Origin of the sequence: Sorangium sp. So ce302 (assembly GCF_051530145.1) — a bacterium.
Classification (GTDB): Bacteria; Myxococcota_A; Polyangia; order Polyangiales; family Polyangiaceae; genus Sorangium; species Sorangium cellulosum_B.
In genome coordinates this window covers 2,447,108-2,473,220 of the sequence record NZ_CP150326.1, presented here as the reverse complement: position 1 = coordinate 2,473,220, position 26,113 = coordinate 2,447,108, and the positions used below count along the sequence as shown (strand labels likewise).

Here is a 26,113-nt window from a genome sequence, read left to right as displayed (position 1 = left end):
GCGCTCAGGGTTTCGCGGCGCCGAACTTCGCCCGGAGCGCGTCGCAGACGGCGGCGGGCGCGTAGTGGCTGACATCGCCGCCGTGGCTCGCGATCTCGCGCACGAGCGACGCGGAGACGAAGCCGTAGTGGGTGCGCGTCGGCAGGAACACGGTATCGACGCCGGGGAGCATGTCCGCGTTCGCGTGGGCGATCTGCAGCTCGTACTCGAAGTCGGTCGCCGCGCGCAGGCCGCGGACGATCACCCGCGCGCCGACGCGCTGGCAGTACTGGATGAGGAGCCCCTCGAACGAATCGATCCGCGCGTTCGTCACCTCGCTCGTGGTCTGGCGCAGCAGCTCCAGCCGCTCCGAGTACGTGAACAGCGGGTGCTTCGTCGGATGCCGGCCGACGGCGATGATCACCTCACCGAACAGCTTCGACGCCCGCTGGATCAGATCGAGGTGACCGAACGTGATCGGATCGAAGCTCCCCGCGTAAACCGCCAACAGATCCTTGGACATGACGCTCACTGGTCCGGCGTCCGCTTGGGAGCGCTCGCGGGCGGCGCCGACTTCGGAGCGGCCGCAGGCGGAGTCGACCTCGGAGCGGCTGCGGGGGGTGCCGCGGGGGGGGTCAGCGGCGCCTGGAGCGCGGGCCCCTGGGGCGCAGGTGAGCCGGGCGCGCCTGCTGGACCGGCGCCCTCTGCTGGCGGCGCGGCGGGAGCCTGCCCTTCGTTGACGGGCGCCGGCGCGCTGCCCCGGAGCACCTTGTTCACCGCGGTGTCGTCCTCGATCCACATGAGCCGACCGCCGTCGCCGAAGGTGACACGGAAGTAGGCGAGCAGCCCCGCCCCGATCACGCCGTCCAGATCGAGCTGGAGCTGCTTCTCGATCGCCTGGAGCGGCGCCCCGTACACGCCCGGGACCTTGGGGATCTCCAGCGCGCCCAGCCGCAGCATCGGCACGACGCCCTGCTTCAGCTTCTGCTCTGGATCCTGCTCGACCCGCTTCAACCCATCGGCCTCGAAGCCGGCCTTCTTCCAGCCTTCCTTGTCGAGCGCGATCGGGAACGTCATCGACGTGTCGATGAGCAGCGGCCCCTGCACCGACTTGTCGGGGCCGAGGCTGCTCCGCAGCACCATGCCGCCGCCCTTGATGAACGCGACGTCGACGCGCGTCGCGTCGGGCGGCGCCGGCGGGGAGAAGCTGCGCACGACGAACTGCCAGCCGCTGTAGTCGATGGTCGCGTTGAGGCGGCGGAGCAGGTTCACCCCGAGCAGCGCCTTGACCGGCGCGCCGATCTGCTTCGAGACGCCCGACAGGTCCTGCGTGAGGGCGGGCACGTCGTTGATCTCGAGCTTCTTGCCGAAGCGGAGGGAGACCCAGCTCGGCTCCTTGCGCGTGCTGCTGTCGAGGACCACCTCGCCCGTGCCGGTCGACACCATCGCGAGCGCCGACTCGCCGTCGATCTCGAGCGGGACGACGAAGAACGGGGCCGCGGGGCTGACGTGCTGCATCTCGATCGCCGCGAGGAGCGCGCCCGAGACCGTGAACGGCGCGCGCCCCGCGCCGCGCCTCGCCAGCTTGGCGATCGACTTCGCCCACTCGTCGACGACATCGGGATCGTCGAGCATCGCCTCGAGCTCGTCGGCGGCGGCGTCGAGATCGCCCTTGTACCAGAGCGCGCGCCCGCGGAGCCCTGCGGCCTCGGAGCCGGCGACGCCCTTGAGGAGGCGCAGCGCCTCGGCGTAATCGAGCCGGGCCAGCGCGATGCGCCCCGCGAGCAGCCGGGCCTCGGTGTCGGTCGGGACGATCGTCAGCGCCCTCGAGACCGCATCGCGCGCGTTCTCGACGTCGGCGGCCTGGAACTCCTGTCGAGCGCGGGCGAGCCATTTCTCGGCCGCCGGCGGGCGGGCGGACTCCGGGCCGATCATGCTCGAGCACGAGGCGAGGAAGGTCGCGGTCAGGAGGCCGCCGAGGCGGACGGCGAGGGAGCTTCTCGTCGGCGAGGTTCGGTTCGAGTGGATTCGCACGTGGATCTCAGGCCTTTTGCGGCACGCCGTCCGGCCCGAGCTCTCCCGGCGAAATCGGCTCGATCGCCAGGATGCGATCGGCCCGTAGCTCGCGACGGCTGCGCGACGGGAGCAGATAGCCGAGAACCCGGGGTGGGTCGAGGTCCGTTCGCACCCCCGTTACGCACACGACGAGCTCCTCCGGCCCCCGGCGCGCCGGACGGTACCTCACGCGCACGGTGGCGGCATGCTCGGCCGCGCGCACCGCCGCTGCCACCAGCGCCGGGCGGGCGTGGCGCTCGCCGATCCGGACGTGCCACAGGTCGCGCGGCGTCCGCGGCGCGAGGACCTCCACGATCTTGCGGAACACGGCGCGCAGGGCATGGACGTCGTCTTCGGCGCGGTGAGCGCGCTCGCGGTGCACGCCGAGCTCCCTGCAGAGGGAGGCGAGGCTGTGGCTCGGCAGGGCGAAGGCCCGGCGGGAGAGGACGAGCGTGTCGAGGTAGCACGGGAGGCGCCTCGCCCTGCCCGCCCGCGCAAACTCGGCCTCGAGGAACGCCACGTCCCATGCGGCCGCGTGCGCGACGAGCACCGCGCCCTCCGTGACCTGGTCGATGCGATCGCAGAGCTCGGCGAACGTGGGCGCGCCCGCGAGCTCCCGCGGATCGATGCCGTGCACGTGCGCGTTGCCGAACACGCCCGGCTCGGGCCGCACGAGCGACGTGATCGCGTCCTCGCACGCATCCCCCCGCGTCCGCTCGGCGCAGACCTCGATCACGCGATCGCTCTCGGGGCGGAGGCCCGTCATCTCGAGATCGAGGAACACGAGCGGCGCGCTCTCGATCGGATCATCCCATGGCGAGCCGGCAGGGGGCTCCGCGCCGGTCGCCCGCTCGGGCCCCACCCCTTCGCGCTGCTCCGTCATCCGACCTGCTTCCCCACCACGGCGGCTCGACCCAGGAGACGACCGTCCCTCGACATGGACGCGTCTTAGCGAATACGGCGCCCGATCGAAAGCGATCCGCGCGGAGCGTCGAGCGCGGCACGCCCGGCCCGTGACGTCCGGGCTCCGGCGCGCAGCCCGAGCTTCGACAGGGCGGGCGCCGGGGGTTCGAGGTGATGCCCTGACGGCTCAGGGCGCGGCGTCGCGCCCGATCCGCCGCGCGGCAATGGCAGAGATCCAGCAGAAACGCCGCCGTGCAGCGCCGGATGTTCACCGGAGCTTTCGTTGCTACACTGCCCAGCGTGCCGGACGGGGTAGCTACAGTCCCGGGAGGCTCTCCTCACGAGGAGCTCGATCTCGGCGACGGTTTTTCTGGGTTCCGCTGCGAGCGTAGGACCGAGCCGCTCGATCTCCCGGTCCTCGTGGTGAACCGCTTCTTCCAACCTGTGCAGATCACGACGGCGCGTCGCGCTTTCCTCCTGCTCTTCGGCGGGGCCGCCCTCGCCGTCGACGAGGTCGGCGATCTGCACGATTTCTCGGCGTGGCGGAGCTTGCCGGTGCGCGAGAAGGACGATGGCCTCCCCGTGGTCGGCGGCTCGCTCCGCGTGCCGCGCGTCCTCCACCTCCGCCGGTACGACCGCATGCGGCGCCCGACGATCCGGCTGACGCGGAAGAACGTGATGCTCCGCGACACGCACCAGTGCCAATACTGTGCGCGCCGCCCGCCCGTTCGCGATCTCAACATCGACCACGTGCTCCCCCGGTCGCGCGGCGGCGAGGACACCTGGGAGAACCTCGTGACCGCGTGCCGCACATGCAACCTCCGCAAGGGCTGGCGCACGCCGGACGAGGCCAGCATGCGGCTCATCCGCCAGCCTCTGCCGCCGCGGTGGTCAGCGACGATGCAGATCCTGATCGGCTTGCCGCATTCGTTCGACGAGTGGAGCCCCTTCCTCAGGGCCGGCTGACGGGCTCCCCCGTGGGTCTCTCCTCGGCGCCGAAGGCAGGCGCCGACGAGCTGTTCGTTCACGGCGCCACGGTCACGCGCCCTTGCTCGTCGCAGTAGGCGATCGCTCTCCACCCCTCCTCGGTGCAGAGGAAGAAGTCGATGCAGCCGGTCCAGCACGCGGTACCCACGCAGGTCTCCGCGGCATCCGCCGGGCAGTCCGGCTCCTGCAGGGCGGGCGAGCAGCCCGCGGCCTCGCCGCTGCGATCGAGCGTCACGACCTCGCACGCGCCGGGGCCGCCACCCGCGCCCGCATCCCGGTCCCCGGCAGGCTCACCGGCGGAATCGCAGGCCGCGGCCTCCGTCCAGGCCCCCTCGAGGCAGTCGTAGAGCGCACGACACGCGGCATCGTCGCAGGTGCCCCCCCGGCCGACCGGGCACCCTCCCTGGGGGATCTGGCCGCACAGCTGCGGCTCCGCGATGGGATCGCAGCCTGCCGGCGCGAGGACGGCGACGGCGGCGGCCGCGATGAAGCACAGCGGGATCTTCAAGACGGCCGTCGAGGAGAGCTCAGATTGCCGGCGGGAGGGGAGAAAAACGCAAGGCGCCTCGCCTCCGCTCAGCCGAACCGTTTAGTATGCGCGCCATGCGTCCCTGCGCCACTGCCAGCGCCGTGTTCACCGGAGTCCTCCTCGCCGCGGCCCTGTTCGCTGCCTGCTCAAGCGGCGCCGCGCCGCCGCCTTCGCCGCCTGACAGCGCGCCGCTCGGCGCTTCGCCGCCGCCTGCCTCGCAGCCGACGTCCCCTAGCGCCACGGCCCCTGGCGCCGCGGACCCGGGCGCCGCGGACCCGGGCGCCGCCGCGCCCGCGCAGCCGGACCGGCCTGCGAGTCGCAAGAAGGCCCCCGAGACCGTCGAGGACTGCAAGGTCATCGCCTCCGAGATCACGAACGATCCGCCGGACGGCGGGGTCGTGATGAACAACGCGACGACCTCCGCCGACGCCGGATCGAGCGATCGGCTGCAACCGCTCGTCGACGCGATCAAGGCGAGGCGCGACGGCTTCCGCTGCTGCTTCGATCTCTACGCCCGCAAGCACCCGGGCGCGCAGGGCAGGATCACGTGGCAGCTCAAGCTGAAGCCCGACGGGACCTTCGAGGAGGCGAGCATCGTGCGCGACAAGAGCGACGTGACCGCGCCGCAGGTCGAGTCCTGCATGGAGGAGCTCGCGAAGTCGATCACCTGGGCGCGCTCGCCGAGCGGCAAGGAGACCGTGCTGACCTACCCCTTCGACTTCAAGCGACGCAACTACTAGCAGCGCGCCGCCTGCGAGGAGCACGTCAGTGTCGAGCGACGCTTCGGGGATCCTGCGCGGCTCGGGCCACCCCGGCCGCAACGCCTACGCCGAGCTGCTCCGCGACACGCGCGGCCTGAGGCGAGAGCAGCAGCAAGCGCGCGAGGCGTGGTTCGCGCGCCTCGCGGCCGACAAGAAGGACGAGACGCTCTTCGAGCTCGAGATCCTCCTGAAGGGCGTCGCCTGCTTCGCGAACCCGCGGAACCACCCGGGCGCCGGGCGGCGCCAGACGATCGTCAGCCACGACTTCCGCGAGCACCTCCAGCACGCCCGCGACGGCATGGCGCGCGTCGTCCAGCTGACGCGCACCATGCTCGGCGATCGCGATCGCGCCTTCGTCTTCCAGCGCTACCTGGAGACGGTGCTCCCGGAGGACACGGCGCGCACGCGCCTCCTCCACGCGACGATGGCGCAGGAGTCGCCGGAGTCGAGCCTCTTCGTGCTTCGGCACGGCTTCACGAACCTCATCGAGGTCGCGGGCGGGCTGCTCCGGTTGCCGAGGGTCAGCTTCAGGCTCTTCTACGCCCACCTCGCGACGGCGATGCGCGAGATCGCCCAGAGCACGTTCTTCAACCCGCTCCACGCGCTCGAGTTTCGCCCGGAGTTCGATCGCATCCCGTCGACGCAGGTGCTCGAGCTCATCCACCGCGTGCCCGGCGAGCAGGCGCACCGGCTCGTGGCGCTCACGTTCCTCGCGCTGTTCAGGATGCTCAGGTACCTCCGCCTGCTCGACGCCATCGCGCTCGATCACTCGGATCACCGCGTGGCGGGGCGCGGGTACCTCGTGCTCGCGGTCCTGCGCAGCGACGCCCGCGCGCTCTCGAACTACCTCCGGCGCCGAGCGGGCGCGCTGCTCGCGGACAGCTTCGAGCGCGATCTGCTGCGCGTGCCCGCGAGCGACATCGTCGCGCGCCACGACGAGCTCGCCGCCGAGGGGCACCGCCTCCTCTCCACGAAGGCCGCGCTGAGTGGGCTCGCCGCCAACCTGCGGCTCGAGATGCGCCGCGCCTTCGAGCACGACCTCCCGCCCGCCGACGCGCTGGTGAGCGAGTCCGAGTACCGGGTCCGCCTCCGCGCCGTCTCGCACGGCCTCCGCCCCGCGCTGCAAAACGCGATCCTGTTCCTCGGCAGGTCGCTCGGCGCGAAGCTCGAGGAGGGCCGCGTCTTCGACGATCAGGCAGCGCGGCGCGCGACGAGCGATCGCCTCCGACGCGACGTGTGGATGTTCGCCCAGATCGCGCGCGCGTTCGCGAGCAAGGCGCGCAACACCGGCCCGGCGCCCGATCGATGGACCGGCATCGCGAGCTTCGCGTTCGTGCGCGAGTTCCTCTCGTATTTCCGGGCGATGGGCTACCCGCTGCTCCGGGTGGGCGACTATCCCCACGTCGACGCGTTCGTCTCCGCGATGACGGCGCTCGAGGAGAGCGACCTCCTCGATCCGCAGCGGCTCGACGCCGCCATCCGCGAGTGCGAGGCGTTCTTCGAGTTCCTGATGAAGCTGTTCGAGCAGATCTCGAAGCGCGAGGACCTCGCCGGCGTCCCGTTCGATCGCAAGGGCGCCGCGCGCGCTCTCCGGCTCTACCTCGGCGAGCGCACCTGAGCGCCCCTCGCAGGCCGCGCCGCCGCATCCTCAGAGCGCACCAAGAGCACGAGCGCCGCTCGCAGATCCTGGAAGCTCCCCCGCAGTCCGCCGTCGCTGAGCGGGGCGCACGCGCCCCACCCGCCGCTCCGGCATCCCGGCGAACAGGCGCAGCGCGCCGCACGCCGATGCCGGCCACCTCGGCCGCAGGCGGCGGCGCAGCCGCGGGGACATCGTCCACCCGCGCGCGCCTCCGGGCTGGACCCGCGCGTCCGGATCCGCGGCGTCCTCACCCCCCGATGGTCTTGTAAGACGGATTATCTGGTCGCAACCGGCGGGTCGGCTCGCTGCGCCTCGTTCTGTTGGAAGACCCGAGGCGCTCCCGTGCCGTGTCGCCTTATTCCGACTCGTCGGACGGGCCGGTGCTCGCAGGAGCAGGCGCCGGCGTGCTCTTGCGCGCGCCGCGGGTGCTCGCGCCCTTGGCCGGCGCGCGCTTGGCGGCGGCGCGTCCTCGAGGAGCAGCCGCCTTCTTCGGCGCAGCCGCCCGCTTGCCGGCGGCCTTCGCCTTGCGCTTCGGAGCGGCCTTCTTCGCGGCCGGCTTCTTGGCGGCGGCGCGCTTCGGGGTCTTCTTGGCGGCGGCGCGCTTCGGGGCGGCCTTCTTCGCTGCCTTCCGCGCCGGCTTCTTCGCGACCTTCCCGGCCTTCGCGGCGGCCGGCTTCTTGGCCGACTTCGTCACCTTCTTCGCAGGCTTCTTCGCGGTCTTCTTAGCAGCCATTGGAAATCCTCCTGCATTCGCCCCGGCACGGCACGGCGGACATCGCCGAACGTCCTCTCCGCTACAGTTTCCTTACCGAGGCAACAGATGTTGCACGACGTATATTGCCACGCATGGTGATGGTCAAGGAAAATCTTGCAGGCCCTAAACTGATGTATCCCGTGTGTTCCAGGCAAACTGGTCCGCAAGCGTTGCGAGGGTAAACGTCGGAGCAGGCCGTGGTGAAAGCAACCAGACCGAACCGTACGATTGATTTTCATTGACAAATTATTGAATGTCTGTCTTGCCCCGTTGCGCTCCTTCCTGGCGATCGCGCGCCTGCACGGCGCGGCAAACGGCGCCGGTGTGCTCATGGTCGCACGGAGGTCCAGCGTTGCGCAGGCTCTAGAGAGCCTTGTGCGGCGCCATTCGCCTCGCTACGGTCGCGCCGCCTGCGCGGCGCCCCTCATGGCCGAGCGCCGCGCTGCTCTAGGCTGCTCTAGGAGGAAAGGTATGTTGGTTCGTCGCTCGACGTCGTGGTTGTTGCTTGGCGCAACGCTCCTTGCGGGCTCGGGGGCGCTCGGGTGCGGCTACTCGGAGGAGGAGATGCAGGCGAAGATCCGCGAGATCGAGGGCCTGAAGACCCAGCTGAGCGCCGAGCAGGCGCAGAACAAGAAGGCCAAGAGCGAGCTCGACGAGGCGGCGGCCCGGATCGAGCAGCTCAAGTCCCAGCTCAAGGCAGCAGGCGTGGACATCTCCAACCTGAACGCGAACCTCGAGCAGCAGGCGCGCGCGCTCGAGGATTTCCGCCGCCGTGCCCAGCAGCTCGAGGACATCAAGAAGCGCTTCGAGGTCCTGCGGGACAAGCTCCAGGCCCTCACCAAGCTCGGGCTCAGCGTGACCGTCCGCAACAACCGGATGGTCATCCAGCTGCCCGGCGACGTCCTCTTCGACTCGGGACGGGAGACGCTCAAGAAGGAGGGTCAGGAGATCCTGCTCAAGGTGGCCGAGGTCATCCGCAACGACTCCGGCCTGTCGGCGCGCTCCTTCCAGGTCGCCGGGCATACGGACAACGCGCCGCTCGCCGGCGGCCGCTTCAAGGACAACTGGGGGCTCAGCGTGATGCGCGCCCGCGAGGTGCTGGCGTTCCTGCTCCAGCCCGAGGACAAGGCCGGCGGCGGCCTCAAGCCCGAGCGGTGGAGCGCCTCCGGGTACGGCGACACCGACCCGGTGAAGCCCAACGACACCCCGGAGAACAAGCAGGCCAACCGGCGCTGCGAGCTCGTGGTGCTGCCGAACGTCGAGGAGATGCTCGACCTGAAGACGCTCACCCAGTAAGGCTCGGGGCATGAGCGTCGCGGCCATCGACATCGGCACGAACTCGGTCCTCCTGCTCATCGCCGAGCGCCGCGGGGGTGAGCTCGTCGCGCTCGTCGAGCGCGCGACCATCACCCGGCTCGGCCAGGGGGTCGACGCGGCGCGCGCGCTCGCGCCCGAGGCCGTGGAGCGCACGCTCGCCTGCCTCGCCCGCTACGGGGAGGAGCTCCGGTCCCGGGGGGTCGAGCGTGTGGACGCCGTCGGCACCAGCGCGATGCGCGACGCCGCCGGCGGCGAGGCGTTCATCGCCCGCGCCCGCGAGCTCATCGGCGTCGCGCCGCGCGTGATCTCCGGGCCGGAGGAGGCGGCGCTCACGTACGCCGGCGCGCTGACGGGGCTCGACCTGCCGGCCCGCGGTCCCACGATCGTGGTCGACGTGGGCGGCGGTAGCACGGAGATCATCGTCGGCAGCGCCGGCGGCGCGGTGGAGCAGGCGGTGAGCCTCGACGTGGGGAGCGTCCGCCTGACCGAGCGTCACGTGCGCACGGATCCGCCGGCCGCCGCAGACCTCGAGGCCGTCCGCGCCGACGTCCGGGCGGCGCTGGCGACGCTTCCAGCCGTGCCCCAGCTCGCGGCGCCCACCCTCGTCGGCGTCGCGGGCACGGTGACGACCCTCGCCGCGCTCGTGCGCGACGTGGCCCCCTACGACGGCGCCCGCGTGCATGGCGCGCGGGTATCCGGGGCAGAGATCGTGGACATCACGTCCCGCCTCGCCTCCCTGCCGCTCGCCGCGCGCAGGCAGCTGCGCGCGCTGGATCCAGCGCGCGCGGACGTCATCGTGGCGGGCAGCGTGCTCATCGAGGAGATCCTCGCGTGGGCCTCGAGGTTCGCCGGAGCTCCGGTCGATCTCGTCGCTTCGGATCGCGGCGTCCGCTGGGGGCTCGCCGAACGCCTCAGCGCCGCCTGAGCACCCCGGCTCGTTTGAAGGCTGGACGGACTCAGTGCCCCAGGTCCGTCGCGTCCGTCACATTTTCGAGTCATCCCACCCAGGTCAGGTCCGCCACCTCTCCCGGAGAGGCCCGCTCTGCCCTAAACTAGGCGGGTGAGCCGGCGCGCACCTACGCCGATGCCTCCATCGGCACACACTGTCACCCCGCCCGACCCCGAGGAAAAACCAGAGTGATCACGCCACGATGGCTCAACCACGGGGATTTTCGTTGACCTATCTCGGCCGGCTCACTAGAGTGCGCGCGCCTGGCGCAAACCGGCCCTTTTTCAAGAGGGCCGTTCCCCCAACCTCAATCCCTTCCGCCCGCAACCGTCCGCTTCAACCGCCGTTTGTCAAGATTCCGCCGTGCACGCCAGAGCACCGACCTCTCGCGGGTCATGGAGGGTGCTCGCGTTCCTGCTTCTCGCACAGCGGTCTCGAGCGGCGGCTCATGGCTCTTTTCTCGAAATTTTTCTCGGAATGCGTGACGGTGTGTGTCGGTTCTGCGGGTCCAGGTTCAACCGCATGTGCAGCGTACGCCCCTCGAAGGGATTTCGGGAGGCAGACGAAAAACTAAAAGGACGGCGGGGTGGAAGGCAAAGGAGACGATATGCAGGCTCGTTCGGAGATCCAGTTCAAGGTGGGCGACAAAGCCGTCTACCCGGCCCAAGGCGTGGCCGAGGTGGTCAACATCGAGGAGAAGGACATCGCTGGCAACCGTCAGCGATTCTATGTTCTCCGCATCTTGGACACGGATCGAAAGATCATGGTTCCAGTCAGCAACGCGAGCGCGGTCGGCCTTCGCCAGGTCATCTCTGAACAGGAAATTCGAGAAATTTTCGACATCCTCCGCGAGCGTACCATCGCGTTCGACAACCAGACCTGGAACCGTCGGTACCGCGGCTTCATGGACAAGATCAAGACGGGTTCTATTTACGACGTCGCCGAGGTGCTACGCGACCTCTATCGCTTGAAGACGGACAAGCAGCTCTCGTTCGGTGAGCGCCGCATGCTCGACACCGCCCGGACGCTGATCGTGAAGGAGATCGCGATCGCCCGAGGTCAGACGGAAGAGCAGGTGAAGACCGAGATCGAGGCGATCTTTCTCGCCAACTAAGGCGTTACCTCATGGTTAGCGGCCTTGCGGCCGCTGCCGATGGAGGCCGGCACTGCCGGCCTCCGGGCTTTTGTGGGCCGGGAATTCCGTGCACCATCGGTCCGGGCGCGTTCAGAGATCGCTGCCCGGTCGCTTCTGCACGGGAGGGAGCGGGGGCAGCGCCACATCGACGCGCCACCCCGCGTCCTCGTAGACGCAGGGCACCTGGACGCGCTCTCCCGGGAGCAGGCCGGCGATGTCCACGAGGGCGTGGGCGCCGGCGATCTGGGCGGTGTAGCGCTGCGGCTCGAAGCGCAAGAGGAAGCGGGACGGCGTGATCATCGCCTCGGGCGCGATCGCCTTGCCGGTCGCGGCGCTGTAGCGCTGCGCGCGCGACGCGAGGTTGTCCCGAGCGCGGCGCGACAGGAGCTCGAAGGCAGCCTTGGCGTCAGCCGGGTCGCCGTGCAGCTGGCGCAGGCGAGCGACCAGCTCCCGGACGGCGCCGTCGGGCGTGCCGCTCGGAGGCCGCCTGCTGCATCCGGCGGAGGCGAGCGCCGCGACCGAGAGCGCGACCGCCACGCCGGCACGCACGAGGCGCGCGCCCGGCCGTCGGGCGTCCTGTCGCGCGGGTTGCCGGTGCATGACCATGCGGCCTTCTCTTTAGAACGACGCGTCGCCGACGTCCACGGCGCGCGGCCGCCGGCCCCAGGGTGACGTCGCGGCGGATCGCGCTCTTACCGGATGTTGCGCGCGCCTACGCGCACGCGCCGTCACCCCGGCGCGGCGCTGGCGAGCGCGCCCACCTGGCGGAGCGCCTCGTACAGGACGATGGACACCGCGTTGGCCAGGTTGAGGGAGCGCACGGGACCCAGCGTGGGAATGCCGAAGACGTCGTCCGGCATCCGTGCGAGGAGCTCGGGGTCGAGGCCTACGCTCTCCTTGCCGAACACCAGCGCGTCGCCAGGCCGGAAGTCCGCGTCGAGGTAGCTCCGCGGAGCCACCGCGCTGAAGAGGCGGAGCCGAGCGTTCGGGTGATGGTGGCGAAAGTGGGCGATGTCGAGCTGCTGCTCGAGCGTGACCAGGTGCCAGTAGTCAAGCCCCGCGCGGCGGACACTCCGCTCGTCGATGCGGAACCCCAGCCTCCCGAGCAGATGCAAGGGGCTCTGCGTCGCAGCGGCGAGCCGCGCGATGTTGCCTGTGTTCTGCGGGATCTCCGGCTCCACCAGCACGATCCGGAACGGCGGATCGAGCGGCGCCGCACGGAGCCGGGGGCGACCATCTTTGAGCACGCCCTCTCTTTCCGCGACGCGACCGCGCGCCGCAACCCCCGAGCGGGGGATCGCGCGCGCGGCCTGGCTCGCCAGCGCCGCCTCGACAGATAGCCGGCCCACGCGGTCGCGCGGAAAACGCGAACCGAACGGACGGAGGCCCCTCTGTTCGCTTGACGGCTGTACGAGCGGACACGTAGCCTCCCGCCTCGGAGACACGGAATGCGCGCATCGTGCTGGATCGCTTCGGCTATTGCCCTCGCAGGAGTGGCGTCGTCCTCGCTCGCGGCCGCCGACGCCATGGATCCGGCGCTCGCGCGGCTCGTGCGCGACCCGGAGCCGAGCCTCGGCGGCGCCGCCGTGCCCTGCCGCATCACGGGGCCGGAGGGTGGCCTCTACTACAACCCCGCTTCCCGTTATCAACGCTGCCTGACCGACGACGCTGGGTTCGCCAAGCTCATCGCGCAGTACGGCTTCGCGGTGGCGCCGTCGGCGATGCACTCGGCGCGGACCACGGGCTACGGCGGGTTCGAGATCGGCATCGAGGCCAACTACACGAAGATTGACAGCGACGCCGATTATTGGAAGCAGGGCACGCAGGGGCCGCAGGATCCGACCAGCAAGAACTTCTCCATCGAGAACCGGAGCCCGGACTCCTTCCTGCAGCACTACTCCCTCAAGGTCCGCAAGGGTTTTCCGTTCGGGTTCGAGCTCACCGGCGCCGTCGGGTTCCTCGCCAACACCAGCCTCGTCAGCGCGGGCGCCGACGTGCGCTGGTCGCTGTTCGAGGGGTTCCGCCGAGGGCTCCCCGCGATCCTCCCGGAGCTCGCCGTCGGCGGTAGCGTCCGGAGCGTCACCGGGACCGAGGAGTTCCAGCTGACCGTGGCCGGCGCCGACGCAGTGATCTCGAAGCCCCTGCCGATCGCCGGCACGGTTGTGATCACCCCCTACGCCGGCTACCAGTGGCTCCGGATCTTCGGAGACTCGGGGCTCATCGATCTCACCCCGAACACCGACGCCGTGAACTTCTGCAACTTCCGAGGGGTGAACTCGCCTGCCAACCCGGTGCAGGGGCAGGACGGCAACCCGCTCCCGCACGACGGCCAGCCGGTGTGCGATGGCGGCTCCCAGGCCGACTTCAACAACACCGTGGTGTTCGACGCCGTGCGCATGAACCGCCACCGGCTCCATTTCGGCGCGCAGCTGCGGTTCCAGATGGTCAAGCTCGGCGCGCACTTCATCACCGACATCGTGAGCCCAGAGGACGCGAACCAGGGCGCGGCGAACGAGATCGACGGCGAGAACAAGTTCGCCGGGCTCGGGTCGCAGTGGACCCTCGGGATCGATCTCGGCGCGATGTTCTGAGACCCGCTGCGCCGGGGACGCTCGCAGGAGCCCTCCGGCGCAGACCCGCTTCGAGCGGGCGCGGCTCGCTGCGCTCCTCAGCGCTTCGAGCTCAGATCGGGCAGCGCGTAGCCGAGCTCGGTGAGGAGCGCACGGAATGCGCGGTCCTCGTTCCGCGCCACGGTGAGGTGCTCCATGAACTTCTTGAAGTTGCCCTGAGCCGCCGCGTCGGCGGCGCGCTCGCTGTTCTCGAGCACGAGCAGGAGGTGCGGGTGCGCCTTGGAGACGGAGCTGGGGCACTCCATCTTGCTCGCCACCCGGGCGCGCGCTTCCGCGAGCGCATGCACCACCATGACGAGCTCCTTGTCATGGGTCCGCGGCAGGAGCATGTCGCCCTCCCTGCGCGCCTCGTCGAGCAGCAGGCTCGCCCTGTCCAGGTAGCTCCCGGCCCAGGCCGGCAGCGCGACGAAGAGCGAGCAGAGCGCGAAGGTGAAAGCAAGCATCAGGTGACGGATCATCGACTGGGTCCTCGGTCGTTCACGGTTTGCTCGGAGGACACCTCGCCGGATGGCGGGCCCCCCCTGCCCTCGGGCGCACCTTGCAGGGCCTCGGCGGCTGCCCGTCCATCGGATGCTGCGGCCGAGGGCTCCGGCGCGGCGCACGAAAGGAGCGCGGCGCGCGCGGCCGCCTGCTCCGCAAGCTTCTTCGACCGGCCCCGGCCGGTGCCGATGACCTGGCCATCGACCTCGACGGCGACGAGAAACGCGCGGTCGTGATCGGGCCCCTCCGTGCCCATCAGGCGGTAGCGCGGCGACGCAGCGCCGCGCGCCTGCACGCGCTCCTGCAGCTCGCTCTTCGCGTCACGCCCGAGCAGGCTGCCGCTCGCGAGCTGCGCGAGCGGGCTCGCGGCGATCTTCCGGCTCAGCGCCCGCGCGCTCTCGAAGCCGCGATCGAGGTACAGAGCCGCGACGAGCGCCTCGGTGGCGTCGGCGAGCACGTTCGTCTGGTCGCGCTCCCCGGCGACCTCCGCGCCGCGCCCGACCCGGAGCGCCGCGCCGAGCTCGATCCCTCGCGCCCACGCCGCCAGCGCGTCCGTGTTGACCAGGGCCGAGCGCATCATCGAGAGCTCCCCCTCCCTCGCCCCCGGAAAGCGCTCCATGAGGAGCTCCGTCACGCACAGGCCGAGCACGGCGTCCCCCAGGAACTCGAGGCGCTGGTTGTCCACGCGCCGGCCACCTCGCTGCTCGTTCGAGAAGCTCGGATGCGTCAGCGCCTCCTCGAGGTGCGGCAGGTCCCCCTCCAGCCCCAGATCCAGACGTTGCAGCAGCTCGCTCGGGAGCATCCCCAGCACCTTGCCCACGCGCAGCGTCAGCCCGCGCTCAAGCGGTCGGTCAGCTCTGCCAGCTCCAGGTCGAGCGCGGTCAGACCGCCAGCGTCATGCGTGGACCACGCGACCCGCACCTTGCCCCACGACAGCGCGATCTCCGGGTGATGATCGCGCCGCTCGGCCAGGAGGGCGATCTGCATCACGAAGCCAACGCCGGTGCCATAATCCGGAAACGAGTAGCTCCGCTCGATCTGCTCGCCCGCTCGCACCCAGCCCGGGTGAGCAGCGACGAACCCGGCGATCTCATCGTCCGAGAGCCGATCACGCTTGCCCATGGGACGCAACTATGGGCTAAGCCCCGCCCCGGTGGAACCCCGGAATGCGTCCCCCGCCCCGCGCGGCGTCCCCCGCGCGCGCCGTTCGTCGTGCGCTATCCTCCCGCCTCGATGACCGGGCTTCACGCCTGCCCCTTCTGCCGGGAGATGTTCGAGGCGAAAGAGGCGTCCACGTGCCCCGCCTGCGGCCTCCGGCTGGAGGCGCTCGCGAAGCTTCCCCCCTCGTACGACGCGCTCCAAGAAGAGCCTGACGAGCCGCTCCCGCCGCACATGGAACCGCTCCCGTGGACCTACGCCGGGCGCGGCCGGGGCGCCCTGCTTGCGCTCGCGCTCCTCGGGCTCGCGGCGTTCTTCGCGCCGTGGATCCACGAGACGGCCCCCGAGCTCCGCGACCTCAGCGGCTTCGGGCTCGCGCGACGGCTCGGCTGGATGTGGGCCCCGGCGGTCGCGTTCTTCGTGATGATCCCGCTCGCGCTGACCCGGAGGTCGATCCACAAGATGCGCGGCGCCCGCGTGGCCGTCGCTTTCCTCGCCGCGGTCGCCCTCGTCACCGTCGCGATGCGCCTGATGTTCACGCCGGGCAGCACGCTGCTCCGTCCCGTCCGCTTCACGTGGGGCTACGGGCTCTACGCGACCGGGGCGATCGCGCTGCTCGCGCTGTTCACCGCGGCGTTCTTCGGCGGAAGGATCGACGACCTCCCCACGGGGCAGCGGCGGCGGGGCAACGAGGTGCTGCACTGAGCACGCAGCGCGCACGCCCCGCGCGTTGACCGATGACGACCGGTGTTCCGACGTCGCCAGGTCGCCAGGTCGCCAGGTCGCCAGGTCGCCAGGTCGCCAGGTCGCCAGGTCAATCGATGGCCGTCTTCCGCGATAAGACGCCCTGCGCGCGCGCCAACGCAACGCCGACGCCGATCGGAGCCAGGAGGACGCGCCGGAACCACGCGGCGCGGGAAGCTGGAAGCTGGCGGAGGGAACGCGCCAAGCGCGTGGCCGGTGGTATCTCGGGTCGACAGGCTCGCCCGTGCGACGTAACCTTGATGGGAGTGGCCTTTGTCCGCTGCTCGAAGGTGCGCAATGGCCAAGCGATCTGCCAGCGGACGCCGTGAGCTCTCGCGGGACGACGAGACGTTCGATGTCCCCGCGGCGGTGCTCTGCGCGTGCTGCGGACAGCCCGACTGCGCCGGGTGCTCCGCGGCGAGCGACGAGGGCTCGGGGGTCGTCGCGATCGTCCCGTGGGAGCGCCCGATCGGCGGGGTCTGGTCGCGGCTCTGGGCCACCTCGAGGGCGACCACGCTGGGAGCCGAGACGTTCTTCGCGACGATCCCCGACGGCGCGCTCCCCGCGGCCATGCGCTTCGCCCTGCTGGCGGAGACGCTCGCGATCCTGTCGATGATCGCCGCCCTCCTGCCCCTCGTCGCGCTGGCGCTGCCGAGCCTTACGCTGGAGCTGGCTCGCAACCCGGCCGCACGCGCGAGCGCCCTCCAGTGGCTCGCGATCGGCGTTCCGGCGGTCACCGTGTGGATGGTGCTCGCGCACACCTTGCACGGCGCCGCGCTCGACCTCGGGGCACGGCGCCAGGGCGCGCGGCCGGAGCGCCGGCGCGCGCTCCGCTTCGGGCTCTACGCGTGCGGCTGGGATCTCATGGCCGGCCCGCTCGGCGCGCTGGCCATGCTCATCACGGGCGGCACCAAGGGAGCCGAGCAGGTCCTCTCCGCCTCGCTCCGGGTACCGGGCAAGGCGTCCATGGCGCTGCTCCTGGGCGTCTACGCGCTCCACCCCGACGCGGCGGAGCGCGCTCGACGCGCCGGGAGCATCGCCGCGCTCGCGCTCACCATCGCCTCCGGCTTCGCCGCCATCGCGCTCGCCATCGCCTTCAGCTGACACGCCGTTCAGCGCCCTCGGGGGTGTCGCCCTCGGCGGCGCTGCCCCCGCGGGTCTCGAGCGCCCATCCGTGCGCGCCGGCAGCCTCAGCGCATGTCGTGACGCGGCACGGGCGAGGGCGGAGGCGCGCCAGGACGCCGACCGCTCGCGAGGGTGCCCGGGCGCCTCTTCGGCTGCAGATCCCCCGTCGAGGTGATGTCGATGAGGTCCACGAGCTCGGGGGCGTGACCGGAGACGTCCTGCGCTCGCAGGCGATCGAGGAGCTGCTTCACCTGCGCCTCGGCCTTGCCGTGCGCGAGGATCTGACGGATGGACGGCGCCTCCTGCTCGAGCGAGCGGCTCACGGGTTTCCTGCTCTGGCGCCGCCACAGCACAGCAAAGCCATCGCCCTCAGGCACGGGCTCGGGCACGAGCTCCGCGTCTTTCACCCCGGCTGCAGCCGAGAGGAGCCCCGGGTCGACCTTCAGCCCCGGCTCGGACGTGGTGCCATCGGACGCCACGAAGCCGAGATCGCCGCCGCGCATGCTCGTCGCCTTGTCGAGCGATTTCTCGCGCGCGATCTCCTTGAAACGCTGGGGTGACGGGTCCTTCTTCAGCTCGGCCAGGATCGCCTCGGCCTCCCCGCGCGTCGCGACGAGGATGCGCCAGAGCGCCACCATCGCCGGCGAGCTGAACCTGTCGCGGTGGGCCTCGTAATAGGCGCGGACCTCCTCGTCCGTCACCGGGGAGCTCGCCGCCGCCTCCGCCTGGATCCGCTGCAGCAGCGCGGAGCGCAGGACACCGCGCACGCGATCCTGCACGTCGGCGCGCTCCGTCAGCTTCTGCGCGGCGGCCCCCTGGGCGAGGAGCAGCTCGCGCACGAGGACCTGGTTGACGAAGTTCTTCCGGATCTCTTCCGGGGTACGCCCGAAGGTCTGGAGCTGAAACGGCGGGACCTGCGCGAGCCTGCGCTCGACCTCCGACGCCGTGATCGCCGCGTCGCCGACGCGCGCCACCGGGGCGTCCGCAGCGACCGCTGGCTGGGCCTCAGCGCGGAGCGACGGGCCGGTCGACGCCGCGCACACGACCGCCATGGCGGCCGCGCCGAGGTGGAGCTTCAGCGTTCTCGCGGGCATCGGAGCGGGTTATCCCCGCGCCGGCAGGCAAGGTCAAGCTGCCCCTCGGCGCGCTGCCTCGGCGGACACGCCGCGCTCGTCCCCGCGTTCACCTCCGCGCTCGCCGCCCCGCAGCACCCCGGCCTTCCGCAGCGCGTGCGCGTCGAGCCCGACGAACCGGTACACGTCCGCGGAGAAACCGTAGGCGCGGTGGAGGTGCCTCAGGCCCTCCACGAGCTCGGCGGTCACCTCGACCGGGGGCGGGGGCGGGTACGCCTTGCGGATCGAGGCGAGCGGCTCGCCCAGCTCCAGGAGCTCCTCGACGCGCGACAGCACGTCGATCGGCTTGAGCGCACGCTTGCCTCGCCGCGCGACGCCCTCGGCCAGCTCGGCGAGCAGGCGTCGGCGCCGGCGCTCGGTACGGCCGTCTCCGGCGCGGCCGCCGCCGCCCAGGAGCAGCTCGTTGAACCGGCGCGCGGCCCGGCGCTTCTCGACCGCATCCGGACTTCCCCGGCGGTTCTGCGCACCGCCACCCCGCTTGGCTGGACGTGGCGCTTTGGTGGACCCGGCCGTGCGGGCCGGCGAGCTCTTCGTCTTCACGATCCTCGGCAAGAGCACAGCGCGCTCGAGGAGCCGGTATTCCCCGGCACATCTTCTTGCTGTCCCGGCAGTATAGACAGCTCATCCTCCCGCTTCGAAGAAAGCGGCGGGCGCACGGTCATGCTCGCCCCGCGCGGCGCTGGACGTCAGCGCCCGCCTGCGCACCACGCGAGGGCCGTTCCGACGGCCGCGATCAGCCAGGCCGGCCACGTCGCGCGCACGAAGCCGGCGACGTCCGACAGGGCGCCGCGCCGGGCGCGCCGCACCGCCTCGGCGTGGCCCACCCGGCGCAGCTCCTCGCGCGCGATCTGCTCGCGCTCCTCGTCGTCGAGCGGATCGCTGCCCGCCAGATGGTGCAGGTGATGTGTCACCTCGTGGTCGATCGTCTCCTCGATCTCCGCGTCGATGTCGAAGCCGGGATCCTCGCGGGCTTCCGACCGGAACGTCCGATAGAAGATCCGGATCTCCGGAGGATGGGCGATCCCGAGCGCATCCGCGGGTGTCCCGGGCGTGTAGCAGCCGAGCAACGGCTCGCCTCCGTCGTCGCAGGCCGGCACGCCTGCGTCGATGAAGAGATCGATGTTCCGCACGCCGCGGGCCTCGTAGATGCGCCCGGCCGCGGCGCGGACGCGCGCCTCGAAGCCGTCGAGATCCGGAAAGGCGCTCGAGGCGCTCGCCCGAGCCCTCGTCCCTGCTCTCGTCGAGCGGGGCTCCCCGAGCGCGTCCGCGTCCGCTCCGGGAGCGCGCAGCGGGGCGCGCGCGAGCTCCCGCTCGAGCGGCACGTCGAGATCGTTGCGGGCGCCGCAGCCCGGGCAGCGGTGGACGGCGAGGAGCCGCGCGGGGTAGCGCGCCTCGTGGTAGAGGTCGACGATCGCCGCCCACGCCTCGTCGGGAGCGCCGGCGAGCGCGTCGGCGATCACCGGCGCGCGGCGCTCGCGGCCGAGCGCCGCGATCCCCATGGCCACCACCAGCGACGGCGTGACGCGCAGGACGCCGTCGTCGGGCAGGCGGAGGAGCGGCATCGCTTCCTCGACGGTGCGCTCCACGAGCCGCACGGCGCGGCAGACGGCGCGACCCACGCGCAGCGCCGGGATCGGGTGCGACACGCCGAAGTCGAACGGGAGATCGAGCTCGGGATCGTCGAGCTCGCCATCGGTGAACGGCCCGATCTCCAGCAGGCCCGACGGAGCGACCTCGAACGGAGCGCTGCAGTTCTCGCAGGTGTAGGCGCCTGGCTCCTCGGGCACGATGCCAGCAGACGCGAGGAGCGCGCGCAGGACATGGGCGTCGGTGAGCGGGAGGCCGAGAGGATCCAGCGGCGCGCCGCGCGCGTCGGCCAGGACCGACGGGCCCGCGAGGACCTGCACGTCGAGCGCGCACCTGCCGATGGATACGCGCTCGCCGCCGCCGCGGCCTGCGGGAGCGCCGAAGACGGACGAAGCGCGAGCGCGCGCGGCGGCGTCCGACAGGCGCGCCACGCCGCCGGAGGGGAGGTGGACCTGAGCGGGGAGCAGGCGTCGCGCGGGCGCAGGCATCGCGGCGGCCTATATAGCGGGTGGCTCGCCTCAGGGGTCCTCGGGACGCGGCGGACCGCCGACGGCGCCCTCGTCGGTCGGAGCGAGCGATCCCCACGGTTCACGATCCCTGTCGGTCTCGGACGGCTCGCTCGCCGCGCGGCCGACGTCGAGGCCGGCGGCGCTGGCGAGCTCGGCAGCCACCGCCGCGGAGAGCGAGCCTCCGCTGAGCGGTGAAGCGCCGGCGACGGTCGAGACGGGCGACGGCTCCGAGGAAGGGCGATCTCGGCGGCGACGGGGAGCGAGCACCGGCGCGCGCTCCCCGTCGCCGGCCGGATCCGGCGCGGCCGCGCCCACGCGATGGACGGTCGCGCGCAGCTGCACGCGCCCGAGCGACAGGCTCGCCGCGCTGGCGGGCGGCACGCTGGACGAGAGCTCCGCGCCCACGGGCACGCCTGTCCCGAAATCGAGGTAGCGGGTGATCGCCAGGGCGTAGATGAGCTTGCGCACGATCGGCTCCGGCGCGACCCCGGATCGGAGGAGCGCGGCGAGCGTGGGCGTGGAGCTCTCCAGCGCCTCGATCACCGCGAGCTCGCCCTCGCGGAAACCGAAGCGGCCGGGCTCGAGGGCGGGGTGCAGGCGGAGGGGCACGGCCCCGATCCGCTCCAGGGTCCGCTGGAGGCGCGTCGAGCGCTCGCCGTGCTCGCGCAGCCCCGCCCATAGGAGCGCGAGGGGATCGACCTTCGCGGGATCTCCCCCCCACTCGGCCAGCGCGTCGAGGCCGTCGAAGTAGCGGTACTTCGTCTCCGGGGGCAGATCGAACAGGCGCACCATCCGCCGCACGAACTGAACCTGGGCGAGCCAGTCGATGGTCGCGGCGTCGACGCACCCCGACAGCAGCAGCACGTCCCCCAGGAGGCCCCTTGTCGCGAGCGCCTCCGCCAGGATCTCGGCGGTGATCACCCCCTCTTCGAGCAGGATCTCCCCGAACCGGGCGTAGCCGTCGCTCGGACGGATCTTCACGGGGTTCCCCCGGACGATCCGCAGCGTGTGCTCGGCGCCCGTGGGCTCCACCAGGATGAGCGCGCCGGTCAGCCGATGCTCGACGGCATAGACGAAAAGATGAGCGAACGGCGTCCGCTCCAGATCTCCTTCCGCCGTCGCGAGACCGTCGGGAGACATCCTGGGCCAAGCTACCATAGCGCGCGCAAGCCGGATCCCCCTTTCTCCACGCGCGGCGGCGCGGAACCTGGTCTGGTGGCGCTGGCGTCGCCGGTCCCGGAGCGCGCGGTGCACGCGCCGCCACACGCTGCCTCGCGCGCCGGGTCGCCGCCATGGATTCTTGCCGCCGCCGACGCACGCTCGACGCACTCCACAGCCGTTCCACGCACGTTCCACGCCCGTTCACGCACGGCTTCCGGCGGAGTGCGCCTGCGCTCCGGCCGGGTGCTCCGCGCTCCAGCGTCAGGCGCGCAGCCGGCGGGCATCGGCCGCGGCGGTTCCGCGCTACGGTGGCAGACATGCCGCGCGGACATGTGCTGGTGCTCGACGACGAGCGGGCGATCTTGACGACTCTCCAGAAGGCCCTGTCGCTCGAGGGCTACACGGTCGACGTCGCCGGCGGCGTCGGGGTTGCAGAGGAGAAGCTCGCGAAGCGGAGCTACGACATCGCGCTCTTCGACGTCTCGCTGCCCGACGGTGACGGCGTGGAGCTGCTCCAGCGGATACGCGCGCTGGGCTCGGAGCTGCCTGTCGTGATGATGAGCGGCCACGCGACGGTCGACGCCGCCGTCCGCGCGACGCGGCTCGGGGCGATCGACTTCCTGGAGAAGCCGCTCTCGACCGATCGGCTGCTGCTCGTGCTCGAGAACACCCTGCGCCTCGTCCGCGCCGAGGCCGAGGCGAAGGCGCTGCGGACGCAGACCGGCCAGGTCGGCGAGCTCATCGGAGCGAGCCGGGCGATGCTCGACCTGCGCGAGCAGATCGCGCGCGCGGCGAAGGCGACCGCGACGGTCTTCGTGACGGGCGAGCGCGGCACCGGCAAGGAGCTCGTCGCGCGCGCGATCCACGGCGCGTCGAAGCGGGCGCGCGGGCCGCTCGAGAAGATGAACTGCGCCGCGGTCCCGAGCGAGCTCATCGAGAGCGAGATGTTCGGGCACGAGGCCGGCGCGTTCACGGGCGCGACGAAGCAGCGGCGAGGCAAGTTCGAGCGCGCGAGCGGCGGGACGCTGTTCCTCGACGAGGTCGGGGACATGCCGCTCGCGATGCAGGCGAAGCTGCTCAGGGTGCTCCAGGAGCGGGAGATCGAGCGCGTGGGCGGGCACGAGACGATCAAGGTCGACGTGCGCGTGGTGGCGGCGACGAACCGCGACATCGAGGCGGCGTGCCGGGAGGGGCAGTTCCGGCCGGATCTCTACGATCGGCTGAACGTGCTGCCGCTGTCGCTGCCGCCGCTGCGCGCGCGGCGCGAGGACGTGCCGCTGCTCGCGCGGCATTTCCTCGCGCTCGCGACGCAGGCGAACGATCGGCCCGGGATGGCGTTCACGGACGGCGGGATGAGCGTGCTGGTCGCCTACAGCTTTCCGGGGAACGTGCGGGAGCTGCGCAACATCATCGAGCGGCTGGTGATCCTGACGCCCGACGAGGCGATCGACGAGGGCGACGTGAAGGTCTGCCTCGGAGGGCAGCAGGCCGCGATGAAGGGCGGGCTCTTCCGGCCGGGGGTGCCGTTCCGGGTGCTCGCGGAGGAGGCGGAGCGGGCGATCCTGGAGGAGGCGCTCGGCCATCATGGAGGGCAGATGGCCGCGACGGCCCGGGGGCTCGGGCTCGAGCGGAGCCACCTGTACAAGAAGTTCAAGGCGCTCGGGCTGCGGGGGGACAAGGGGGAGGCGGAGGACGAATAGGCAAGGGAGGAAGCGGCCCTGCCGGGGGGCCGCGCCGAGGGGAGGGTCTGCGCGGCGGCCGGGGGTGGGCGCTCACCATCCGCCGAGGCGGGAGCGTGGAGCTTGCGCATGGACCACCACCCGGCATGTCTCCCGTCGGGCCTTGCCACCTGGGACGTTTCGTCGCGCGCCACACAAGGCGCGCCTGAGACGTCGAGCCCGCTGGACCCTTATGGCACCTCGGTCGGTGCTCGATCGCGCCCACCCCCGGCCGCCGCGCAGACCCTCCCCTCGGCGCTACGGGAGTGGAGACGCGGGACGGCACGGACGACGCATGGCCTGGACCGCGACGGGTGTGGTACGCGGAACCAAGATGCTGCGATCGCTGCACTTGGAAGGCGTGGGGCCGGCCGACCAGCTCGCCTTGGGGCTCGGCGAGCGGCTGAACGTGCTCACAGGAGACAACGGGCTCGGCAAGAGCTTCGTGCTGGAGGTCGCCTGGTGGGCGCTCACCGGAACGTGGACGGAGCGGCCCGTGCTGCCACAGCCGGGTAAGGAGGCGAGCGCACGCATCTCCGGGGAAGCCAAGCCGGGCACCGAGTTCGAGCAGTTCGAAAGCAAGTACGATCGTGTTGCTCAGCAGTGGCGCGACAGGTTCGGTCGCGACATGGGCCGCAGCTGGACCGATACTCCTTCCGGGGTGGTCATATCTTCGTGGGTGCGCGGCCTGGTCCCGGTACTCCACGTCCGTACGAATGGCGCGTGCTCCGTCTGGGATCCCTGTCGAAATATTCCCTCGATGGGCAGCGCTCTGTACCGGCTCTCGTCGTCGCCTTCGCCCGATCCGCAGCCCTATCTCTTCGAGGAAAGACAGCTCTGGGACGGGCTCGTTCACGAGGGAAAACCCGTCTGCAACGGGCTCGTCCAGGACTGGGTGACGTGGCAGCTCGAGGCGGCGGACAACGACGGGGCTCACCCGTTCGAGCTCCTCTGCCGCGTGCTCGATCAGCTTTCTCATCCCGAGGAGACGATGAAGCCCGGCAAGCCGGTGCGGCTCTACCTTGACGACGTGCGCAAGTTCCCGACCGTCGAGCTGCCGTACGGCACGATCCCCATCATCCACGCGTCGGCCGGGATGAAGCGGATCCTCGCGCTCTCCTACCTCATCGCGTGGTCCTGGTCGGAGCACGTGCAGGCGTCACGCCTGATCGGCTGGCAGCCCTCGGAGCGCATCGTCGTGCTGATGGAGGAGCCCGAGACGCACCTGCACCCCAGGTGGCAACGCCACATCGTCCCTGCGCTCCTCGGTGCCCTGAGCGGGCTCTCCCCGTCGATGCGCCCGCAGGTGCTGCTGACGACGCACTCGCCCCTCGTGCTCGCGTCGATGGAGCCGCACTTCAAGCCGGCCAGGGACAAGCTGTTCGTGTTCGAGCTCAACGGCACTGACGTGACCGTGCGCGAGCTCCCCTGGGCGAAGCGCGGCGACGCGATCGGGTGGCTCACGTCCCCGGTGTTCGGCCTGGAGCAGGCGCGCTCGATCGAGGCGGAGCGGGCCATCGAGGCTGCAGAGGCGCTCATGCGCGGCGAGACCAGCGCTCTGCCGGACGGGCTCAGGACCGAGGAGGAGATCCATCGGGAGCTCATGCGCCTCTTGCCGGATCAGGATCGCTTCTGGCCGCGCTGGATCGTGCGCCGGGAGCGGGCGGGCGCATGATCCCGTTCGAGCGCACGCCTGAGCCCGCGGACTTCGATGTCAGAGTGCGACAGCCCGGCCAGCGGTGGCTCGCCGAGGGCGGCGCCAAGAGGATGCCGGACTACTGGCGGCGCGCTGCGCGCGACCTCCGGGCAGCTTTCAAGGGCTTGTGCGGCTACACCGCGATGTGGCTCTCGACCCCGGGGACCGTTGACCACTTCATCTCGCGCGATGAAGATCCCAGCCTCGCGTACGAATGGGCCAACTTCCGCTACGCGGCGGCGTGGATCAACAGCAGCAAGAGCGCGCTCCGCTCCGACCAGGTGCTGGATCCATTCGAGGTCGGAGACGGCTGGTTCGAGGTGATCCTCCCCTCGTGCCAGATGGTGCTGACCGATCGCTGCCCGCCCGAGCTCCGTGATCGCGCGCAGACCATGCTGAAGCGGCTCAAGCTCGGCCATGGCGAGGAGATCGTCTCCGTCCGGCAGGAGTGGTACCGGATGTACTGCGAGGGAGAGCTCAGCCTGGAGGGCCTCGCGCACTGGGCGCCCCTCATCGCGCGCGCGGTGCGGAAGCAGCGGGAGCAAGCAACCGCCGAGCCGGCGGCGAGTGACGGTGCCCCGCGCTCCGCGCAAGAGGAAGCGTCGAGCGCATGACTGCTTGCCGCGCGGTGAGAATCGGCCGTGGAGAAATGTTCGCCCAGCAGCGTCTGCCCCGGAGCGGCAGACGACACACCAGAGCCTGTCGCATAAATCGCCAGCCAGGCTTCAGAAGGCGCTGTGCCATCAAGTAAGGCGGTACTGTCGACCGTTTCCGGTTCGCCGAAGGCTCCCAGCTGCCTCCTCCTAACCGTTTCCGGTTCGCCGAGGGCTCCCAGCTGCCTCCCCCAGACCGTGTCCGGTTCCTCGAGGGCTCCCAGCTGCCTCCCCGTAACCGTTTCCGGTCCGCCTGCGGGGCCGGACCCCGCGCATCTTCACCCAGCGCGCGGCGATTTGCTCTGGCACGACGCGAGCGCCGGAGGGGGTCTCCGCGCGGCAGGGCGCGGGTGGGCGCGGCGAGCACCGACCGAGGTGCCATAAGGTCCAGGAGGGCTCCACGTCTCAGGCGCGCCTTGTGTGGCGCGCGACGAAACGTCCCAGGAGGCAAGGCCCGAAGGGAGACATGCCGGGCGGTGGTCCATGCGCAAGCTCCGCGCTCCCGCCTCGG

At 71.3% G+C, this 26,113-nt stretch carries 26 protein-coding genes; 12 read left to right on the top strand and 14 right to left on the bottom strand.

Features of this window, described 5'->3' with window-relative positions; genetic code table 11:
* Nucleotides 1-4: 4 nt before the first annotated feature.
* The 3 genes from coaD to WME73_RS09615 are packed head-to-tail and all read right to left on the bottom strand — an operon-like array spanning nt 5 to nt 2,917.
* Nucleotides 5-502, bottom strand: coding sequence for a pantetheine-phosphate adenylyltransferase (gene coaD / locus WME73_RS09625; protein ID WP_012234349.1), 498 nt, complete (start codon nt 500-502; stop codon nt 5-7).
* Between the two features lie 5 nt (nt 503-507).
* Complete coding sequence (locus WME73_RS09620) at nt 508-2,013, bottom strand: tetratricopeptide repeat protein (protein ID WP_437745170.1); 1,506 nt, start codon at nt 2,011-2,013, stop codon at nt 508-510.
* Between the two features lie 7 nt (nt 2,014-2,020).
* Complete coding sequence (locus WME73_RS09615; protein ID WP_437745169.1) at nt 2,021-2,917, bottom strand: 3'-5' exonuclease; 897 nt, start codon at nt 2,915-2,917, stop codon at nt 2,021-2,023.
* A gap of 320 nt (nt 2,918-3,237) precedes the next feature.
* Here WME73_RS09615 and WME73_RS09610 point away from each other — a divergent pair, with 320 nt between their 5' ends.
* Complete coding sequence (locus WME73_RS09610) at nt 3,238-3,903, top strand: HNH endonuclease (protein WP_012234346.1); 666 nt, start codon at nt 3,238-3,240, stop codon at nt 3,901-3,903.
* Nucleotides 3,904-3,961: 58 nt separating this feature from the next.
* Here WME73_RS09610 and WME73_RS09605 read toward each other — a convergent pair whose 3' ends face one another.
* Complete coding sequence (locus WME73_RS09605; RefSeq protein WP_437745168.1) at nt 3,962-4,432, bottom strand: hypothetical protein; 471 nt, start codon at nt 4,430-4,432, stop codon at nt 3,962-3,964.
* A gap of 95 nt (nt 4,433-4,527) precedes the next feature.
* Between WME73_RS09605 and WME73_RS09600 the strand changes: the two genes are divergently transcribed.
* Nucleotides 4,528-5,193, top strand: a complete 666-nt coding sequence (locus WME73_RS09600) for an AgmX/PglI C-terminal domain-containing protein (RefSeq protein ID WP_437915479.1) — start codon at nt 4,528-4,530, stop codon at nt 5,191-5,193.
* Between the two features lie 28 nt (nt 5,194-5,221).
* The gene (locus tag WME73_RS09595; RefSeq protein WP_437745166.1) at nt 5,222-6,832 is read left to right on the top strand and encodes a hypothetical protein; all 1,611 of its coding nucleotides are present in this window, start codon (nt 5,222-5,224) and stop codon (nt 6,830-6,832) included.
* Between the two features lie 376 nt (nt 6,833-7,208).
* Here the strand turns inward: WME73_RS09595 and WME73_RS09590 are convergent, their stop codons facing one another.
* Complete coding sequence (locus WME73_RS09590; RefSeq protein ID WP_012234342.1) at nt 7,209-7,586, bottom strand: hypothetical protein; 378 nt, start codon at nt 7,584-7,586, stop codon at nt 7,209-7,211.
* A 492-nt stretch (nt 7,587-8,078) separates the two neighbouring features.
* Between WME73_RS09590 and WME73_RS09585 the strand changes: the two genes are divergently transcribed.
* The 3 genes from WME73_RS09585 (at nt 8,079) to WME73_RS09575 (ending at nt 10,987) form a co-directional block, all read left to right on the top strand.
* A complete protein-coding gene (locus tag WME73_RS09585) occupies nt 8,079-8,903 on the top strand; it encodes an OmpA family protein (RefSeq protein ID WP_437298758.1) in 825 nt (274 codons plus the stop codon).
* A gap of 10 nt (nt 8,904-8,913) precedes the next feature.
* Nucleotides 8,914-9,849 carry a Ppx/GppA phosphatase family protein gene (locus WME73_RS09580; RefSeq protein WP_437745165.1) on the top strand — a complete coding sequence of 312 codons (936 nt, stop codon included), beginning with the start codon at nt 8,914-8,916 and terminating at the stop codon, nt 9,847-9,849.
* 631 nt (nt 9,850-10,480) lie between these two features.
* Nucleotides 10,481-10,987 (top strand): CarD family transcriptional regulator, encoded by a 507-nt coding sequence (locus WME73_RS09575; RefSeq protein WP_012234339.1) that lies wholly within the window; start codon nt 10,481-10,483, stop codon nt 10,985-10,987.
* A 111-nt stretch (nt 10,988-11,098) separates the two neighbouring features.
* Here the strand turns inward: WME73_RS09575 and WME73_RS09570 are convergent, their stop codons facing one another.
* The gene (locus WME73_RS09570) at nt 11,099-11,608 is read right to left on the bottom strand and encodes a hypothetical protein (RefSeq protein ID WP_437745164.1); all 510 of its coding nucleotides are present in this window, start codon (nt 11,606-11,608) and stop codon (nt 11,099-11,101) included.
* A 128-nt stretch (nt 11,609-11,736) separates the two neighbouring features.
* Nucleotides 11,737-12,255 (bottom strand): tRNA (cytidine(34)-2'-O)-methyltransferase, encoded by a 519-nt coding sequence (locus tag WME73_RS09565; RefSeq protein WP_437915478.1) that lies wholly within the window; start codon nt 12,253-12,255, stop codon nt 11,737-11,739.
* A gap of 246 nt (nt 12,256-12,501) precedes the next feature.
* Here WME73_RS09565 and WME73_RS09560 point away from each other — a divergent pair, with 246 nt between their 5' ends.
* Nucleotides 12,502-13,599, top strand: a complete 1,098-nt coding sequence (locus WME73_RS09560) for a hypothetical protein (protein WP_437745162.1) — start codon at nt 12,502-12,504, stop codon at nt 13,597-13,599.
* Between the two features lie 77 nt (nt 13,600-13,676).
* Here WME73_RS09560 and WME73_RS09555 read toward each other — a convergent pair whose 3' ends face one another.
* Genes WME73_RS09555 through WME73_RS09545 form a run of 3 tightly spaced genes read right to left on the bottom strand, consistent with a single transcriptional unit; the run spans nt 13,677 to nt 15,240 of the window.
* Complete coding sequence (locus WME73_RS09555) at nt 13,677-14,096, bottom strand: hypothetical protein (RefSeq protein ID WP_437745161.1); 420 nt, start codon at nt 14,094-14,096, stop codon at nt 13,677-13,679.
* On the bottom strand, nt 14,093-14,938 hold the full coding sequence (gene rnc / locus WME73_RS09550) for a ribonuclease III (protein ID WP_437915477.1): 846 nt from the start codon (nt 14,936-14,938) through the stop codon (nt 14,093-14,095). The genes WME73_RS09555 and rnc overlap by 4 nt, the downstream gene beginning before the upstream one ends.
* An 8-nt stretch (nt 14,939-14,946) precedes the next feature.
* A complete protein-coding gene (locus WME73_RS09545; RefSeq protein ID WP_437298751.1) occupies nt 14,947-15,240 on the bottom strand; it encodes a 4a-hydroxytetrahydrobiopterin dehydratase in 294 nt (97 codons plus the stop codon).
* Between the two features lie 111 nt (nt 15,241-15,351).
* On the opposite strand from WME73_RS09545, the gene WME73_RS09540 reads away from it, so the two are divergent.
* Nucleotides 15,352-15,981 (top strand): hypothetical protein, encoded by a 630-nt coding sequence (locus WME73_RS09540; protein WP_437745159.1) that lies wholly within the window; start codon nt 15,352-15,354, stop codon nt 15,979-15,981.
* Between the two features lie 336 nt (nt 15,982-16,317).
* Nucleotides 16,318-17,124 carry a hypothetical protein gene (locus tag WME73_RS09535; RefSeq protein WP_437745158.1) on the top strand — a complete coding sequence of 269 codons (807 nt, stop codon included), beginning with the start codon at nt 16,318-16,320 and terminating at the stop codon, nt 17,122-17,124.
* 86 nt (nt 17,125-17,210) lie between these two features.
* On the opposite strand, the gene WME73_RS09530 is transcribed toward WME73_RS09535, so the two are convergent.
* The 4 genes from WME73_RS09530 to WME73_RS09515 form a co-directional block, all read right to left on the bottom strand.
* A complete protein-coding gene (locus WME73_RS09530; protein WP_437745157.1) occupies nt 17,211-18,239 on the bottom strand; it encodes a peptidylprolyl isomerase in 1,029 nt (342 codons plus the stop codon).
* 33 nt (nt 18,240-18,272) lie between these two features.
* The gene (locus WME73_RS09525) at nt 18,273-18,818 is read right to left on the bottom strand and encodes a hypothetical protein (RefSeq protein WP_437745156.1); all 546 of its coding nucleotides are present in this window, start codon (nt 18,816-18,818) and stop codon (nt 18,273-18,275) included.
* Between the two features lie 146 nt (nt 18,819-18,964).
* Nucleotides 18,965-20,353: a metallopeptidase family protein gene (locus WME73_RS09520; protein ID WP_437915476.1), complete on the bottom strand. Its 1,389-nt coding sequence runs from the start codon at nt 20,351-20,353 to the stop codon at nt 18,965-18,967.
* 30 nt (nt 20,354-20,383) lie between these two features.
* The gene (locus tag WME73_RS09515) at nt 20,384-21,514 is read right to left on the bottom strand and encodes a hypothetical protein (RefSeq protein ID WP_437915475.1); all 1,131 of its coding nucleotides are present in this window, start codon (nt 21,512-21,514) and stop codon (nt 20,384-20,386) included.
* Between the two features lie 338 nt (nt 21,515-21,852).
* Here WME73_RS09515 and WME73_RS09510 point away from each other — a divergent pair, with 338 nt between their 5' ends.
* The 3 genes from WME73_RS09510 to WME73_RS09500 all read left to right on the top strand — a co-directional run bounded on the left by WME73_RS09510 (nt 21,853) and on the right by WME73_RS09500 (nt 25,563).
* Nucleotides 21,853-23,235 carry a sigma-54-dependent transcriptional regulator gene (locus WME73_RS09510; protein WP_437745153.1) on the top strand — a complete coding sequence of 461 codons (1,383 nt, stop codon included), beginning with the start codon at nt 21,853-21,855 and terminating at the stop codon, nt 23,233-23,235.
* A 352-nt stretch (nt 23,236-23,587) separates the two neighbouring features.
* Nucleotides 23,588-24,928: an AAA family ATPase gene (locus WME73_RS09505; protein ID WP_437915474.1), complete on the top strand. Its 1,341-nt coding sequence runs from the start codon at nt 23,588-23,590 to the stop codon at nt 24,926-24,928.
* A gap of 44 nt (nt 24,929-24,972) precedes the next feature.
* Nucleotides 24,973-25,563, top strand: coding sequence for a hypothetical protein (locus WME73_RS09500; protein WP_437551170.1), 591 nt, complete (start codon nt 24,973-24,975; stop codon nt 25,561-25,563).
* Nucleotides 25,564-26,113: the final 550 nt, after the last annotated feature.

Bases quoted from the DNA above. Each gene is read 5' to 3' on its own strand.
- coaD (WP_012234349.1), bottom strand. From the start codon at position 502: ATGTCCAAGGATCTGTTGGCGGTTTACGCGGGGAGCTTCGATCCGATC.
- WME73_RS09615 (WP_437745169.1), bottom strand. From the start codon at position 2,917: ATGACGGAGCAGCGCGAAGGGGTGGGGCCCGAGCGGGCGACCGGCGCG.
- WME73_RS09600 (WP_437915479.1), top strand. From the start codon at position 4,528: ATGCGTCCCTGCGCCACTGCCAGCGCCGTGTTCACCGGAGTCCTCCTC.
- WME73_RS09590 (WP_012234342.1), bottom strand. From the start codon at position 7,586: ATGGCTGCTAAGAAGACCGCGAAGAAGCCTGCGAAGAAGGTGACGAAG.
- WME73_RS09585 (WP_437298758.1), top strand. From the start codon at position 8,079: ATGTTGGTTCGTCGCTCGACGTCGTGGTTGTTGCTTGGCGCAACGCTC.
- WME73_RS09580 (WP_437745165.1), top strand. From the start codon at position 8,914: ATGAGCGTCGCGGCCATCGACATCGGCACGAACTCGGTCCTCCTGCTC.
- WME73_RS09575 (WP_012234339.1), top strand. From the start codon at position 10,481: ATGCAGGCTCGTTCGGAGATCCAGTTCAAGGTGGGCGACAAAGCCGTC.
- WME73_RS09570 (WP_437745164.1), bottom strand. From the start codon at position 11,608: ATGCACCGGCAACCCGCGCGACAGGACGCCCGACGGCCGGGCGCGCGC.
- WME73_RS09555 (WP_437745161.1), bottom strand. From the start codon at position 14,096: ATGATCCGTCACCTGATGCTTGCTTTCACCTTCGCGCTCTGCTCGCTC.
- WME73_RS09545 (WP_437298751.1), bottom strand. From the start codon at position 15,240: ATGGGCAAGCGTGATCGGCTCTCGGACGATGAGATCGCCGGGTTCGTC.
- WME73_RS09540 (WP_437745159.1), top strand. From the start codon at position 15,352: ATGACCGGGCTTCACGCCTGCCCCTTCTGCCGGGAGATGTTCGAGGCG.
- WME73_RS09535 (WP_437745158.1), top strand. From the start codon at position 16,318: ATGGCCAAGCGATCTGCCAGCGGACGCCGTGAGCTCTCGCGGGACGAC.
- WME73_RS09530 (WP_437745157.1), bottom strand. From the start codon at position 18,239: ATGCCCGCGAGAACGCTGAAGCTCCACCTCGGCGCGGCCGCCATGGCG.
- WME73_RS09520 (WP_437915476.1), bottom strand. From the start codon at position 20,353: ATGCCTGCGCCCGCGCGACGCCTGCTCCCCGCTCAGGTCCACCTCCCC.
- WME73_RS09515 (WP_437915475.1), bottom strand. From the start codon at position 21,514: ATGTCTCCCGACGGTCTCGCGACGGCGGAAGGAGATCTGGAGCGGACG.
- WME73_RS09510 (WP_437745153.1), top strand. From the start codon at position 21,853: ATGCCGCGCGGACATGTGCTGGTGCTCGACGACGAGCGGGCGATCTTG.
- WME73_RS09505 (WP_437915474.1), top strand. From the start codon at position 23,588: ATGCTGCGATCGCTGCACTTGGAAGGCGTGGGGCCGGCCGACCAGCTC.